Below are 14847 nucleotides of genomic sequence, written 5' to 3'. Positions count from 1 at the left end.
ACGTTATTCCGCTGCTGGTTACGGTTGATCCGGTAGCCGTTGAAGCTGCAAACTAGTAGGTCAACCAGATTGTGAGCCTTGCAGGACTAGCCGTTTCACTCCTGATGTCAGCGGGCTAGACAGGCGCAGGAGCCGACAAATGACAGAATCAAAATATAAAAGTAACGCGAAAGGAGCCTTGGGATGCTCAAAGTATTTAACTCACTGACTCGGCAAAAAGAGACTTTCGAGCCAATTACCCCCGGTGTGGTCAACATGTACGTGTGTGGCCCGACCGTCTACAATTACATTCACATTGGTAACGCGCGGAGTGCCATTGCGTTTGACACGATTCGACGCTACTTTGAATACCGCGGTTACCAAGTCAAATACGTTTCAAACTTTACCGATGTCGATGACAAGATGATTAATGAAGCGCATCGCTTAGGGATTACGGTGCCGGAGCTCGGCGACCGCTTTATTGCGGCTTTCAAAGAGGACACGGCAGCGTTGAACATTGAACCAGCCACGGTCAATCCACGGGCGACCGATCACATCACTGAAATTGTTGCCTTTGTACAAGATCTGATTGATAAGGGATATGCCTATCCGGTTGATGGGGATGTCTATTATCGGGCACATAAGTTTGCCCACTATGGTGAATTAGCCCACATGAACTTAGACGATTTGGAGGAAGGCGCATCGCAGCACACCAACGACGAAGAGACTGCCCGGAAGGAAGATCCCGTCGACTTTGCCCTCTGGAAAGGGGCCAAACCAGGTGAGATTTCCTGGCCATCTCCTTGGGGTGCCGGTCGGCCGGGTTGGCATATCGAGTGTTCTGTGATGTCGATCCATTACCTCGGTGACACCTTTGATATTCACGGTGGTGGGGAAGACCTGATTTTTCCGCACCATCAAAATGAAATCGCCCAAAGTGAAGCTGAGACGGGCAAAACCTTTGTTCACTATTGGTTACACAATGGCTTTGTCACCATTGGCGATGACAATGAAAAAATGAGCAAGTCCCTGGGTAACTTTGTGACGGTGCATGACATTTTAAAGACTGTAGATGCCCAAACGCTTCGTTTCTTTATGGCAACTACCCAGTATCGCCGGCCCATTCAGTACAGCCAGCGGAATTTGGACACGGCTGCCCGGAACTTGGAGCGGCTACAAACGGCCTATGACAATATGGGGTACCGGTTAAAGGACGCTGAAGAGGGTAACGACCCCAAGACGGAACAGGAAACGCGGCAAATCGTGGCCGACTACATCGATGCGATGGATGATGACTTTAACGTTCAAAACGGGGCGTCTGAAGTTTACGACCTGGCGCGATTGGGCAACGTTTATGCTGAACGACCAGTCGTCTTCAAGGGGACACTAGAATTCATGCGGCAGACGTTGACGGATCTCCTGAGCGTCTTTGGCGTAAAGCTGGCGGCTGCCGGCAAATTGGACGACGAGCACATCGAGGCCTTGATCCAAGAACGCATCGAAGCTCGGAACAACCGAAACTTTGAACGCAGCGATGAGATTCGTGAACAACTTAAAAACCAAGGAATCATTTTGGAAGATACGCCTCAAGGAACACGTTGGAGAAAGGGAAATTAATGACAACTGAAGCAGCAGATTATCGACAATTGAACGGGGTCGCTTTAGCCTACATGGGCGACGCGGCGTACGAAGTCATCATTCGGCGGCACTTAATTGCGGAGGGTTTGGCGAAACCGAACCACTTACAAAAGACAGCAACGCACTACGTTTCGGCCAAAGCCCAAGCGGCGTTGATCAATTTGATGGAGCAAGATCAGCTCCTGAGTGAGGACGAGTGGACCATGTTCAAACGTGGGCGCAACGCGAAGAGCTATACACATGCCAAGAACACGGACGTGGTGACTTACCGAATTTCAACTGGCTTTGAAGCACTCATGGGCTACTTGGCCTTGAGTGGTAAGCAAGACCGCGTAGATGAATTAGGGCAATGGTGCATTCAACAAGTGGAAGCGGGGCGAACTGAGTAATGAAACCAGAACAATCAGAAAAAGATATTAGTAGTGACTTTGTCATTGGCCGCCACCCAGCGGTAGCAGCATTACGGAGCCAACAGACCATTAACAAGGTCTTCTTGCAGAGTGGGCTGAAGGCCGAAGCACTCGACGAGATTCGCCAGTTGGCAAAGAAACGTCATCTGGTCATTTCCGAAGTCCCTAAGCAAAAATTGGACCTGTTAACGGATCATCAAAACCACCAAGGCGTTGCCTTAGGGGTTGCCGCTTTTGAATATGCGACGATCGATGATTTGTTCGCTAAGGCTGAAGCCGCTGGCGAAGCACCATTCTTCTTAATCTTAGATGGTGTGGAAGATCCCCATAATCTGGGCTCGATTTTACGGACAGCTGATGCTAGTGGTGTTCACGGCATCATTATTCCCAAGCGCCGTGCAGTGGGTTTGACCTCCGTGGTGGCCAAGACGTCGACCGGTGCCATTGAAACGGTGCCAGTTGCACGGGTCACGAACATGGTCAATACGGTCAAGGAATTGAAGGATCGTGGCTTGTGGATCTTTGGTACCGACATGAATGGAACCGATTATCGTGATTGGGATGCCAAGGGCGCCAGTGCGCTGATCATCGGCAATGAAGGTAAGGGAATTTCCCGTCTGCTGAAGGAAACGGTCGACGTCACGTTGACGATTCCAATGGTGGGGCACGTACAAAGTTTAAATGCCAGTGTTGCGGCCGGTCTGTTGATGTACCAAGGCTTCAGTTCTCGTCACCCCGTGCAGCACTAAGTCAAAAAGAAATGAGCGAGGGATAATGAAAGAAGATATTTTAATTGTCGATGCGTATAACATGATCGGCAACTGGCCCAAACTCAACCGGTTGAAATTAGCAGACCGGTTACCAGAAGCACGGGATGAGCTGTTGAGTATGCTAGCCAACTACCGCAAACTCCGCGATGCGTCAATTACCGTGGTGTTTGACGCCATGTACGTTCCCGGCATTTCTAAAAGCTATAAGCAATTCGACTTGGAGGTCGTCTGGACGAACCGGGATGAGACCGCAGATAGCTACATTGAAAAGTTAGCCAAGGCGCGGCAAACGCGATTTACCCAAGTCACGGTCGCCACTAGTGACCAGGCTGAACAGTGGACCATCTTTTCCGAGGGGGCGCTCAGAATCCCGGCAGGTGAACTCCTGCGGGATATTGAGCGGGCCCAAAATGAGGTCAAACAGACGGCCCGTGAGTTTGCAGACAAGGGCATGGTGCGCAAGTCACCGTGGAATGATCAGCAACTCTACAAATTGGAGAAACTTCGCGATCAAATGATGGCGAAACCGGAAAAGAAGAAAAAATAGGTGAACTGCGATAATCCGTGATGGGTGCGTAGCCTTGCTGGAACACTGGTAGTCGGTCCAGATATAAGTTTTAAAATGAACGCTCGTTCGCTCGGCGAAAGGGTGACCTTCCCGTAGACTGGAAATTACCAGACGAAGGGGAGGCTTTTTCATTGACTGAGTTAAGCGATACCGCACTATTGGAGTTGATTCACCAGGAGACGGATTCACCCGCGTTAGGGGTTTTGTTTGAACGTTACCGGCCAGTGTTATGTCGAATGCAGCACCGCTACTTTATTCCGGGGCACGATGCTGATGATTGGGAACAAGAAGCACTATTAGTTTTCTGCACGGTTATTGAAAATTTTAAATTTAGTCGTTCCTTAAGTTTTGGTGCCTTCTACCGGTTGAACTTGGGCCACCGGGTGTACGATCTGATTCGCAAAAGCCAAGCGTTAAAGCGGCAAGCAGAACAGCCGCCACTCTCGATTGAGGAACATGGTGCCTATTTTGCGGATACGTTAGTCGATGGGCGTTGGATCGTCCGGGAACAGTTGGAAGTTAAGGAAACGCTCCTCCGGTTACAGGGGGAACTCTCGATGATTGAGCGGGTCGTGTTTACGGGACTGGTTCGCGGCAGCAGTCTGGGCGCAATCAGTCAGCAGCGGGGCCTGCCGTTAAAGCAGGTGATCTCCGCCGCGCACAGAAGTCAAATCAAGCTGCGTCGACTCTTAGCCGAATGATTGACGGGCGGAGCAAACGATGGTAAGCTATTGCAGTATGAGTTGAAGACGATTTGATCAAAGGTGGTGGCAAAATGGCTCAACGGAAAATTGCCCTGGCTTGTTCGGTTTGCGGGTCACGGAATTACACCATCACAGCAAGTGCAACCCGCACGAAACGGCTAGAGGTTATGAAGTTTTGTAAGTACTGCGGTAAGCACACGTTACACCGCGAAACCCGTTAATTTGACTAATCACAACGACAAACACTAATTTTAGGGAGGCAACACCATGCGTTTATTCCGTTTTTTTAAGTCAGTCGGACAGGAAATGAAACAAGTTTCTTGGCCAGGCCCTAAGCAGACCCGGCACGATACTGGGACTGTCGTCGGCATCTCAATTCTGTTCGCAATCTTCTTTGCGGTGGTTGACTGGGTGGTTCAGTTTGGCCTGAAGTTCCTCGCTTAGTGGAATTGTCGGTAGTCAAATGTGACTAAATATGCTATATTAGTAGGTAACAGGGAACTTCGTGTACGCGGAGTTTTTTTATTTTGCTCGAAAAGTCAATGAAATTAAAGGAGTGCACCAAAATGGTTGAGTCAGCTGAAAAGCAATGGTACGTTCTTCACACCTACGCGGGTTACGAGAACAAGGTTATGGCAAACTTGGAATCCCGGGCCGAATCAATGGGGATGCAAGATAACATCTTCCGGGTCGTCGTTCCCGAAGAAGAGGAACACGAAGTTAAGAACGGTAAGGACAAGGTCACGATGGAAAAGACTTTCCCTGGCTACGTCTTGGTTGAAATGGTCATGAGTGACCAAGCTTGGTACATTGTGCGGAACACACCAGGTGTGACTGGGTTCTTGGGTTCCCATGGTCAAGGGAGTAAGCCAACGCCATTGTTACCTGATGAAGTTGAACGTATCTTGCGGCGGGTCGGCATTTCTGCGCGGCATGCCGATTTGGATGTTGCTCCTGGCGATTCCGTCACGATTGTCGACGGTGCCTTCAGTGGGTTAGTCGGTAAGATTACCGAAGTCGACAATGAAAAGATGAAGTTGAAGGTCAACATCGACATGTTCGGTCGAGAAACCAGTACGGAATTGAACTTCGACCAAGTTGACCCAATCTTAGGTTAATTTGAAAAGAACTTGTTGCAGTTAGTAAAGTGTGGTATGATTCTCAGGTATGCGTGATGCATATGTACAAAGTGGGAGGGGCAAACTAACAGCCCCACTTACCACACACGGACTCAAGGAGGTATTGTCTCGTGGCTAAAAAAGTAGCTAATGTCGTTAAATTACAGATTCCTGCGGGTAAAGCAACCCCAGCTCCCCCAGTTGGACCAGCTTTAGGTCAAGCAGGTATCAACATCATGGGCTTCACTAAGGAATTCAACGCTCGTACCGCTGACCAAGCTGGTATGATCATTCCTGTTGTGATCAGTGTCTATGAAGATCGTTCCTTTGATTTCATCACCAAGACCCCTCCAGCAGCAACGCTGTTGAAGAAGGCCGCTGGTGTTGAAAGTGGTTCCGGCGAACCTAACACGAAGAAGGTTGCTACGGTAACCAAGGATCAAGTTAAGCAAATCGCTGAAACTAAAATGCAAGATCTAAACGCAGCTGATGTTGAAGCAGCTATGCGCATGATTGAAGGTACTGCCCGGAGCATGGGCTTCACGGTCGAAGGTTAAGCTCAGTTTTCGGATAGTCGGACACTTCACGAAAATGAAATGTGTCAAGTGGGAGGTTTATCCGTTACAACCACATTTGCAAGGAGGAATACACAAAAATGGCTCACAAACGAGGTAAGAATTATCAAGACGCTGCCAAAATGGTCGAGGCTGACAAGGTCTACGGCATGGGCGACGCGATTGATTTAGTTAAGAAGATGGATTTCGCTAAGTTCGATGCAACTGTTGAAGTTGCTTTCAAGCTTAACGTTGATACAAAGCAAGCGGACCAACAACTCCGTGGCGCATTGGTATTACCAAATGGTACCGGTAAGGAAACCACGGTAATCGTATTCGCTAAGGGTGACCAAGCTAAGGCTGCACAAGCTGCCGGTGCTGACGTTGTTGGCGAACAAGACTTAGTAGAACGCATCCAAGACGGCTGGTTGGACTTTGACGTTGCAATCGCAACGCCAGATATGATGGCCCAAGTTGGTCGTTTAGGCCGTGTCTTAGGACCTAAGGGCTTAATGCCTAACCCTAAGACGGGGACTGTTACGATGAACGTCGAAAAGGCTGTTTCCGATGCTAAGAACGGGCAAGTTACTTACCGGACTGACCGGGACGGTAACGTTGCTGTTCCATTTGGTAAGGTTTCCTTTGATGCTGACAAGCTTGCCGGCAACTTGAAGACCATTGCCGAAACGATTGTTCGTATTCGTCCAGCCGCTGTGCGTGGGACGTACGTACAACACGTTTCAATCGCATCAACGTTCGGCCCTAGTGTCGACGTTGACTTGGCTTCTTTATTAGCCTAAGTAAAATGTGATTTAAAAAAATCCCTAGCAATACGTTGACAGTGATGTCGAAGTATTGTATGCTATTGAAGTTGTATTTAATAGATCTACCTAAGACTCAGGTGGCCTAATGGTCTTAATTTCCTGCCGAGGAAGAAGTTTACTTAAACTTTGGACTCCTTATGTCTTGGTGGCATAGGGATTTTTTTATCCCACCAAACTACTCCGGGAGGTGAATAATTTGAGTGAACAAGCTATTGCAATTAAGGCAAAAAAGGTTGATGAGGTTGTTGAAAAATTCAACAACGCCACCAGTGCTATCGTCGTTGACTACCGTGGTTTAACTGTTGAAGAAGCAACTGAATTACGGAAGCAATTGCGTGAAGCCGGCGTTCAAATGAACGTTATCAAGAACAAGATTTTGGTTCGGGCTGCTGAAAAGGCTGGTTACGAAGGTCTGAATGATCTTTTCGCTGGTCCTACTGCCGTTGCTTTCTCTAACGAGGATGCAATCGCCCCAGCTAAGGTTTTGAAGAAGTTTGCAGACGGCGTTGACGACCTTGAAATCAAGGGTGGTTTCATCGAAGACAAGATTGTCTCCGTTGACGAAATCAACGAATACGCAAGCTTGCCTAGTCGTGAAGATCTTCTTTCTATGCTGGCTAATGTCTTACAGGCACCAGTACGGAACGTGGCTTACGCGGTTAAGGCTATTGCTGAAAAGGGTGACGAAGGCGACGCAGCCTAAGTCCCTGATTCAATTTGAAACATAAAATATAAAACCCAATTATTGGAGGAAAATAACATGGCTTTTGATAAAGATGCTATCATCGCTTCTCTTAAAGAAGCATCCATTACTGACCTTAACGACTTAGTTAAGGGTATCGAAGACGAATTCGGCGTATCCGCTGCTGCCCCAGTTGCTGCAGCCGGTGCTGCTGGTGGCGACGCTGCTGCCAAGGATTCATTCGACGTTGAATTAACTGAATCTGGTGACGCCAAGGTTAAGGCCATCAAGGCTGTCCGTGAAATCACTGGTTTAGGTTTGAAGGACGCTAAGGGTCTTGTTGACAACGTACCATCTGTCATCAAGGAAGGCGTTTCTGAAGACGAAGCTAACGACATCAAGGAAAAGCTTGAAGCCGTTGGTGGTACTGTTACGCTTAAGTAATTTTACCTACGAAATAAAAAACCGTTGCCTTCGGGTGACGGTTTTTTTGCGCCTAAAATTAAGTCATGGTCAGCCATCCGCCACGGACTGTTAGGTAAAAGTGGCAAGCCAAGTCAGGGCCAAGAGCGGTTATTTTTAAATTTTCGTCTTAATCTAGTACTAACGGATAGTAATTTGGTCAAAAAATGATTAAGCTAGGTAAGAAGTTAATCACGAACGGAGTGAAGAAATGGCCGGGACAATTTTAATTGTTGAAGATGACGAAGCGTTGCTGGCTTCGCTGACAACCGAATTACAATTTGAGGATTACACGGTTTTAAACGCGATGGATGGCAAAACGGCGCTGGAAATCTATGAGTCGAATCGGGGTCAGCTCGACTTGGTCTTGCTAGATTGGATGTTGCCGGAACTAGACGGTCTAGGGGTTCTACGCCGGATTCGCAAGCACGATGACTTACCGGTCATCATGATGACGGCCCGTGATTACGTTGGCGATAAGGTAGCGGGTCTCGATACCGGAGCGGATGACTACATTACGAAACCATTTGAGATTGAAGAGCTCTTAGCCCGGATTCGAGTTATTTTACGGCATCAAAATCGGCAGGCCATCGTGGACAGTCAACTACACGTGGCGGATGTGACACTGGATACCCGGGCACGACAGGTCTTGCGTAATGGCAAGCTGGTTCAACTGACACAGCGGGAGTATGAACTCTTACTCTGTTTGATGAAGAATGCTGGGCAAACGTTGACCCGTGATGAACTGCTGGATGCAGTCTGGGGCGTTGATTTTGAAGGGCAACCGAACGTGGTGGACGTTTATATCCGCTACCTGCGTCACAAATTAAACGAGGAACAGGCGCCGCACCTGATTCACACGGTACGGGGAGTTGGCTACGTCCTTTCCGCTGAATACAGTGGGTGATGCAGATGGCTAAAAGTAAACGACAGGTCACGACCGCCCAAGAGATTCAGCGCCGATTCGTTTGGATGTTGGTGATTGCGACGTTGGTGATGGGCATGGCAATTGTGGGAACGGTCGGTTATCAGCTGGTCAAACAGAGTGAACAATCTTCCGTCGAGTTGATGGCGAGCCTCAAACGGTCGATCATTGATGACAAACCGGACTGGCAACGCTGGCGAAAAAACAGTTCGATCAATACTAAGAACACGTTTGTCCGTGTCCACAATAGTAAGATTGGTGAGGCGCCGGCAACCTTTTACTCGCCAAACACGCGAAAGTTTATCAAAGCTAGGCATTTTCAGATGCCAATCTTTTCCGCTGTTGCTTATACGCCTAGGTACGGGTTTACCTATTACCGGTCTGGATCGCGGCTAGGCATTCAGTCAGAGATCTGGCTCAGCTTGTCGCCAATTACCACGGTCTTGTTGTCCGTGATCGGCGTGGTCTTCGTGATTATGCTGCTAACCATCATGTTGGGGTGGGCATACGTTCGATTGACCGCCAAACATATCACGGAACCGCTGGCCAGCTTAAATGTGGCTGCCCGGGAGCAAGCGCAGACGCAGACAATCAAAGCGGCCTTGCCCGTCCCTAATCAGCCGAGTGAAGTCACAGAATTGGCCAAAAGTTTCAACGACTTGTTGGCGGCAATCAACGAACACGCCGTGCAGGAGCGGGAGTTTATTTCAAATGCAGCCCATGAGTTACGGACCCCAATCGCGGCTATTCGCGGTCACGTTCGCTTGATTGAGCGACGCGGTACCGAACATCCCGAGATTGTTCCCAAGTCGGTGCAGTTTATCGACGAGGAGTCAACGCGGATGCAGAAGCTGGTCAATAGCCTGCTGACGCTTTCACGGGCCGACAGGGGGACGCTAACGCTTGACTACTTCGACTTAGCGGAAGCCCTTAACGAAACGGTGGAAGAGGAGCGCGCTGTCTTATCGCAGCCGATTCGCGTAACCGGTGTGGATACCGCGATCGTTTTTGGTAACGCCGAAAGCGTTCAGCAGATACTCACGGCCTTGATCGACAATGCGGGCAAGTACGCACCAGCGGCTCAACCCATCACGGTGGTCCTGCAAGCAACCCCTGAGATCGTCGAGCTGCGCGTTCAGGATCTCGGCATCGGCGTGGCGGATGCGGACAAGCCCCATATTTTTGAACGGTTCTATCGCGTTGATTCGGCCCGCACCCGTCAGATTGGCGGTACGGGACTGGGGTTGGCGATTGTCGCACAGTTAGTTAAGCTTAACCACGCAACGGTTAAGGTGATCGACAACCAGCCTCAGGGGAGTCAATTTGTCTTGACGTTTCGCGGGACAACCGTGGGTAGTGAGCAGCATGACTAAGTTGGGCGTGGTTGTCCCCAATTGCTGGCACGTTACGGTAAGGAGGCTTCCCGATGATCGACGGATGGTCAGGCAGAGCGTGACTTACTTTGGCGGTTTCAAGTTAGTATTCTGATAAATTCTCAGACTAATCTCTTTTGATCACAGTTTTTGATAATTAGGCACTTAGTTATTATGGAGACAGTTAATTTCCATAGGAGCTAAGTGCTTTTTTGTGGTTAAAGGAGTGAATAATCGAATGCAATCAATTTCTATTGTGGTGCCTTGTTACAACGAACAAGAGAGCCTGCCGTTATTTTATAAACGGGTCGAGCAAATTATGGCGGCCTTCAACCGGCACCGTGATCAATTTCAGTGGGAGTACTGGTTCGTTAATGACGGCTCCAGCGATGACTCTTTAAAGCAAATGCAATACCTCCATGCCGCCAATCCTGAGGCCGTGCATTACATCAATTTTTCACGGAATTTTGGAAAGGAAGCCGCTTTGTTAGCGGGTCTAAAAGCTGCGCAAGGGGATTTTGTGGCCGTCATGGACGTTGACTTGCAGGATCCCCCAGAACTTTTGCCAACGATGATCGAGACGTTGGTGGAGACGGATTATGACGTGGTTGCTACCAAACGGTCTGACCGGACTGGCGAACCGTGGTTGCGGTCAAAGTTGTCACAGGCATTCTACCACGTGATCAACCACATCTCCCAAGTCCAAATCGTCCCCGGGGCACGGGACTACCGGCTGATGCGGCGGCCTGTAGTTCAGGCCATTATTGATATGCCCGAATACAACCGATTTTCCAAGGGAATCTTCAGTTGGGTCGGGTTTAAGACCAAGTACCTGACCTTCCATCATCAGGACCGGGTGGCCGGCAAGACGCACTGGTCCATGCGACAATTGTTGGACTACTCGCTTGAGGGCATCATGGACTTTTCCGAAGTGCCTTTAGCCATCGCTTCTTGGCTGGGAGGGCTGTCGTTTGTGGGGGCAATCTTGGGCATGCTGTGGATCGTTTTTCGGGCACTACTGTTTGGCAATCCCACAGCGGGGTGGCCGTCACTGGTCGCCATCATTTTGATGCTCGGGGGCTTACAGCTACTATGCTTAGGTATTTTGGGCAAATACGTCGGTCGAATCTATCTGGAGACCAAGCAGCGGCCACAGTACCTGATCAAGGATAAACGTTAGGGGGGACAATCATGACATTAACAGAGAGAAACCAACAGTTGGCCTTGGGATGTTTCGGGTTGTTAGGAATTCTAGCAATTTTAATCAAAGTGCGGTTTGAACCATTGATGCAACTGGATCACCAATGGTTAACGGCCTTTAGTTCGAGTGCCCTAGGGCAGCACGTGCGCGTGTGGGAATGGTTGACCCTAGCTGGCAGCCCGTTAGTGACTAGTGGCTTAGCCGTGGTTCTGGCGTTATTCCTTTGGCGGATTCGACAGTATGGGTGGTCGCTCGCGACCCTGACGGCGATTGTGACGGGGGACGGACTGTTATTGGTGATTAAGACGTTGGTCGGGCGGATGCGCCCCTTGCAACAGGTCGTGCCCGATACGGGGTTTAGTTTTCCCAGCGGCCACGTTTTCAGTACGGCATTGTTGGTGTTCATCATCTGGACACTGATTACGCAGTGGCTGGGCCGGAGCTGGTTGAGTGGGGGCGTTGTGACGCTGACGGCAATCGTCCTCCTCGGTGTTTTGTTTGCGCGTCTGGGATTACGTGATCATTATCCTAGCGACGTGCTCGGGAGTCTGTTGTTGGCCGGTGGCTGGTGGTTACAGATTGTCAGCGTGCTGGAACGACTCACCAAAAAGCAGCAACAAAAGCAAATGCAAGATTAAATTGTGGGGTGGAAAAGAATGCAGCAGTCGGCACGAAAACGGTTATGGCAAAATGTGGGGTTAGCGTGGGGACTAGCGCTACTCGTCGTCGTGGGCGTTTTTAGGTATTGGGGAATCAGTCCTTTGGGTAATCACAGTCTATTGATGAGTGATATGGGGACGCAGTACATCCCATTCTTAACGGCCATGCAACATGCATTTAAGTATCAGGTTTTTCACCTCTACACCTTTTCACAGTCCTTAGGCAGTTCGGTGGTGCCAACGGTGGCATATTACCTGCTGAGTCCTTTTAACCTGATAGTCGTGTTCTTCAGTGCGGATCAGGTACCGGTGGCGGCTAGTTTGATCATTATGTTAAAAATTGCGACGATTGCTGCGACTATGAGTTGGTACCTGCAGCGCCACTTTCACACAACGCAACGCTTAACGATTGCCTTTGCACTGGCTTTTAGTTTCTGTGGCTTCGTGGCGTTGAATTACTTTGATTTCATGTGGTTGGATGCCTTGATCATTTTACCGTTGGTGGCGGCTGGCATTGATCGTTTGGTTTGGGAACAACGTCCTGGTCGCTTCTTCGCGTGGTTACTGGCCAGCATTTTGACAAATTACTACCTGGGGTACATGACCTGCTTGTTTGCGGTCCTTTATTTCGCCTATGTCTTTTACGATTGGTTGACGACGCGTCAGCCTGATCAGTCGAAGGCGTGGTGGGGGCGGCTGACACAGTTTACCTTAAGCGGATTGCTGAGTGGCTTGAGTGCAGCAATCGTATTGATTCCAACGGGACTAGGGATGTTATTAACGGCCAAGCAGACACCGGACCCCTTAAACTTCCGGATCGTTCCGGAGTTCGGGCTAGAGTTCTTTACACAGTTCGGGGTGGGAGCGGCCAACTATACCCAACGCCTGTGGCACGCACCGACCGTCTTTGTGACGAGCGCCGTTGCCTTGTTGGTTCTAGTCTATTTTGTTCATCCCCAGATCTCGCGCCGACAGAAATGGTCGGCAGGTGCACTCCTAATCACCTTATTTTTGGCAATGTGGGTGCGGGTGTTCAATACCGTTTGGCATTTGATGCAGGCACCGGCCGGTTTTCCGTTTCGAAACGTCTTCTTTTTTAGCTTCGTCATGGTCATGTTGGCTTTTGCGGCGTGGCAGAAAAATCCACGGGCAATTCGGCGGGGGTGGCAATGGGGGCTACCTGTGGGCCAAGTGGTGACCATGGTTTTGGGTGCCAGACTGGTTGTCACGATGGTTGGATTGGTACGCGGACATTCCGCAAAGCTGGCAAAGTATTACGGAAACATTCAACAGGTTCACTGGCAAAGTTTAGCCATCGCGACAGCTTACGTCATCGTGACGGCCCTGGTGATCTTTGCAACTCAGGGGATGTGGCGTAAATGGTTGCTCAGTGGACTGATCCTAACGGAGGTCGGGGGCAACTTTATCCTGACCATGGGCACCACTAGCTTTGGTAATCAAGCGGCTTACGTCAAAGCTTACCAAAACGAAAATCGGCAGATGGGCCGGGTAAATGACCCCGATGGCCAACTTTACCGGGTCCAAAATGATAACACACTGATCAATCGGGCCTATCACGACACTTACAACAATTACAATGACAGCCAGCTCTTTAATTTCCACGGGGTGGCCGCGTACAGTTCAACGTTAACGGAGCAAACACGACGGACGCTGAAACAACTGGGATTAGCCAGTGATAACGTTCGGCGAATCAGTTCGGCTGGCTTGACGCCGTTAACGGAACTGCTATTGGGGATTAAGGATACGGTTCATTTGACGACGAACGGTGCGCAGACGACACCGACTTCTAGTTACAGTGGAATGGGATTTGCCGTGTCATCCGCGCTGGCTAACGTGAAGCTCGGAACTAATGCGTTACGCAATCAGGAGGCCGTGATGCAGGCGCTGGTTCCTAGCAAGCAAGCTTACTTCGCTCAAGCTAAATTGGGTGCTGACCAAGTTAAACACGTGACTGAGATCAAAGGTGTGCGGACCACCTATCCTTATCACCACGGCTTGAAGTTAACGGCCACAACTAATGGGCCGGCCTATATGTGGGTTACCGGCGCAACTAAATTTTCGACCATGCAGGTTGACGGTAAAACAATTGGATTAACGCCAAGTACGGACGGTCATGAGTTGCTGGTAAAGCTAGGCAACTTCAAGCGGGGCCAAGCCATCACCGTTAAATTTGCGGCGAAATATCCGGACGCGGTCTACAAGATGCAGGTGATGAGTCTAAGAACAGCGGCGTTTGATCACCTGGTTCAAACGGTCCGGCAACAGTCATTGACGTTGCACACGGTGGCGAGTCATTTGAAAACCGAACTGGTGGGACGTGTATCTGGATCAGCGAGTCGACAAGAGCTCTTCCTCAGCATCCCCTATGACGCGGGCTGGCAGGCGACGGTCAACGGCCAACGGGTGACTCCCCACCGACTCTTGAATGGCTTAATGGGCATCTCTTTGCAACGGGGGACGAATGATATTTGGTTAAGCTATCACGTTCCGGGTGGCCATCTGGGAATCGGCGTTTCTGCGCTGAGCGTTGTGGCGTTTGGGGTGTTAGATTGGCGGTGGCGTCGTGGTCAACGTCGGCAACAGGAGTAATTGAAAGTTACAACGCTGAAAGATGAAATACCGGTTTCGTTTCAGAATTGATCAGCAGTTGCACCATTAAATGAGTTTAAATTGGGCGCACTACGGCTGCCAGGGATTCCGCCTGCTGTGGGGACGCTTCAGCCTGGCAGACCACCAGTCTTCTCGCTCGCTTTGAAGCCACGAAGAACACGTGTCTCCAAAGTCGCCCGGGTTGTAAGCTGGCTCAAAACACCAGCTAACAACCCCTTCACGGCCGGCTCCATCCCTGGCCTCCTCCGGCGCTGATTGTGTTTTATCAAGTAAACAGTTATTTAACGATTTTTGGTTCAGTCAATAACAATGGTTATAGGTTAGTCTCAATGTCGTCTGAGCGCACAAC

At 49.8% G+C, this 14847-nt stretch carries 17 protein-coding genes and 1 other annotated feature; all 17 genes read left to right on the top strand.

Features of this window, described 5'->3' with window-relative positions:
- The first annotated feature begins 183 nt into the window (after positions 1-183).
- Positions 184-1596: a cysteine--tRNA ligase gene (gene cysS, locus FAY32_RS13005; RefSeq protein WP_143463851.1), complete on the top strand. Its 1413-nt coding sequence runs from the start codon at positions 184-186 to the stop codon at positions 1594-1596.
- Complete coding sequence (locus FAY32_RS13000; protein WP_143463850.1) at positions 1596-2006, top strand: Mini-ribonuclease 3; 411 nt, start codon at positions 1596-1598, stop codon at positions 2004-2006. Before cysS ends, FAY32_RS13000 begins: the two co-directional genes overlap by 1 nt.
- Positions 2006-2776, top strand: a complete 771-nt coding sequence (gene rlmB, locus FAY32_RS12995; protein WP_048732456.1) for a 23S rRNA (guanosine(2251)-2'-O)-methyltransferase RlmB — start codon at positions 2006-2008, stop codon at positions 2774-2776. Before FAY32_RS13000 ends, rlmB begins: the two co-directional genes overlap by 1 nt.
- A 25-nt stretch (positions 2777-2801) precedes the next feature.
- Positions 2802-3344 carry an NYN domain-containing protein gene (locus FAY32_RS12990; protein WP_143463849.1) on the top strand — a complete coding sequence of 181 codons (543 nt, stop codon included), beginning with the start codon at positions 2802-2804 and terminating at the stop codon, positions 3342-3344.
- Between the two features lie 152 nt (positions 3345-3496).
- Entirely contained in the window at positions 3497-4066 is a 570-nt protein-coding gene (locus FAY32_RS12985; protein WP_143463848.1) for an RNA polymerase sigma factor, read from the top strand.
- A 74-nt stretch (positions 4067-4140) separates the two neighbouring features.
- The gene (gene rpmG, locus FAY32_RS12980) at positions 4141-4290 is read left to right on the top strand and encodes a 50S ribosomal protein L33 (RefSeq protein ID WP_082153174.1); all 150 of its coding nucleotides are present in this window, start codon (positions 4141-4143) and stop codon (positions 4288-4290) included.
- A 46-nt stretch (positions 4291-4336) separates the two neighbouring features.
- A complete protein-coding gene (secE, locus tag FAY32_RS12975; RefSeq protein ID WP_143463847.1) occupies positions 4337-4513 on the top strand; it encodes a preprotein translocase subunit SecE in 177 nt (58 codons plus the stop codon).
- Positions 4514-4635: 122 nt separating this feature from the next.
- Positions 4636-5187, top strand: a complete 552-nt coding sequence (nusG, locus tag FAY32_RS12970) for a transcription termination/antitermination protein NusG (protein WP_048732452.1) — start codon at positions 4636-4638, stop codon at positions 5185-5187.
- A gap of 131 nt (positions 5188-5318) precedes the next feature.
- The gene (rplK, locus tag FAY32_RS12965; RefSeq protein WP_020088139.1) at positions 5319-5744 is read left to right on the top strand and encodes a 50S ribosomal protein L11; all 426 of its coding nucleotides are present in this window, start codon (positions 5319-5321) and stop codon (positions 5742-5744) included.
- A gap of 98 nt (positions 5745-5842) precedes the next feature.
- Complete coding sequence (gene rplA / locus FAY32_RS12960; RefSeq protein WP_048732451.1) at positions 5843-6541, top strand: 50S ribosomal protein L1; 699 nt, start codon at positions 5843-5845, stop codon at positions 6539-6541.
- A 71-nt stretch (positions 6542-6612) separates the two neighbouring features.
- Positions 6613-6737, top strand: a sequence feature (ribosomal protein L10 leader region).
- Between the two features lie 24 nt (positions 6738-6761).
- Positions 6762-7268 (top strand): 50S ribosomal protein L10, encoded by a 507-nt coding sequence (rplJ, locus tag FAY32_RS12955; RefSeq protein WP_143463846.1) that lies wholly within the window; start codon positions 6762-6764, stop codon positions 7266-7268.
- 57 nt (positions 7269-7325) lie between these two features.
- A complete protein-coding gene (gene rplL, locus FAY32_RS12950; RefSeq protein ID WP_125575618.1) occupies positions 7326-7691 on the top strand; it encodes a 50S ribosomal protein L7/L12 in 366 nt (121 codons plus the stop codon).
- A 229-nt stretch (positions 7692-7920) separates the two neighbouring features.
- The gene (locus tag FAY32_RS12945) at positions 7921-8616 is read left to right on the top strand and encodes a response regulator transcription factor (RefSeq protein WP_143463845.1); all 696 of its coding nucleotides are present in this window, start codon (positions 7921-7923) and stop codon (positions 8614-8616) included.
- A gap of 5 nt (positions 8617-8621) precedes the next feature.
- Positions 8622-10007, top strand: a complete 1386-nt coding sequence (locus tag FAY32_RS12940; protein WP_143463844.1) for a sensor histidine kinase — start codon at positions 8622-8624, stop codon at positions 10005-10007.
- Between the two features lie 238 nt (positions 10008-10245).
- Positions 10246-11187: a glycosyltransferase family 2 protein gene (locus tag FAY32_RS12935; protein ID WP_143463843.1), complete on the top strand. Its 942-nt coding sequence runs from the start codon at positions 10246-10248 to the stop codon at positions 11185-11187.
- A gap of 11 nt (positions 11188-11198) precedes the next feature.
- Positions 11199-11846 carry a phosphatase PAP2 family protein gene (locus FAY32_RS12930; protein WP_143463842.1) on the top strand — a complete coding sequence of 216 codons (648 nt, stop codon included), beginning with the start codon at positions 11199-11201 and terminating at the stop codon, positions 11844-11846.
- Between the two features lie 18 nt (positions 11847-11864).
- Positions 11865-14477, top strand: coding sequence for a YfhO family protein (locus FAY32_RS12925; protein WP_143463841.1), 2613 nt, complete (start codon positions 11865-11867; stop codon positions 14475-14477).
- Positions 14478-14847: the final 370 nt, after the last annotated feature.

This window comes from Levilactobacillus enshiensis (assembly GCF_007115095.1).
Classification (GTDB): domain Bacteria; phylum Bacillota; class Bacilli; order Lactobacillales; family Lactobacillaceae; genus Levilactobacillus; species Levilactobacillus enshiensis.
The sequence above is the reverse complement of the archived record's forward strand: the minus strand, read 5'-3'. Positions and strand labels throughout refer to the sequence as shown.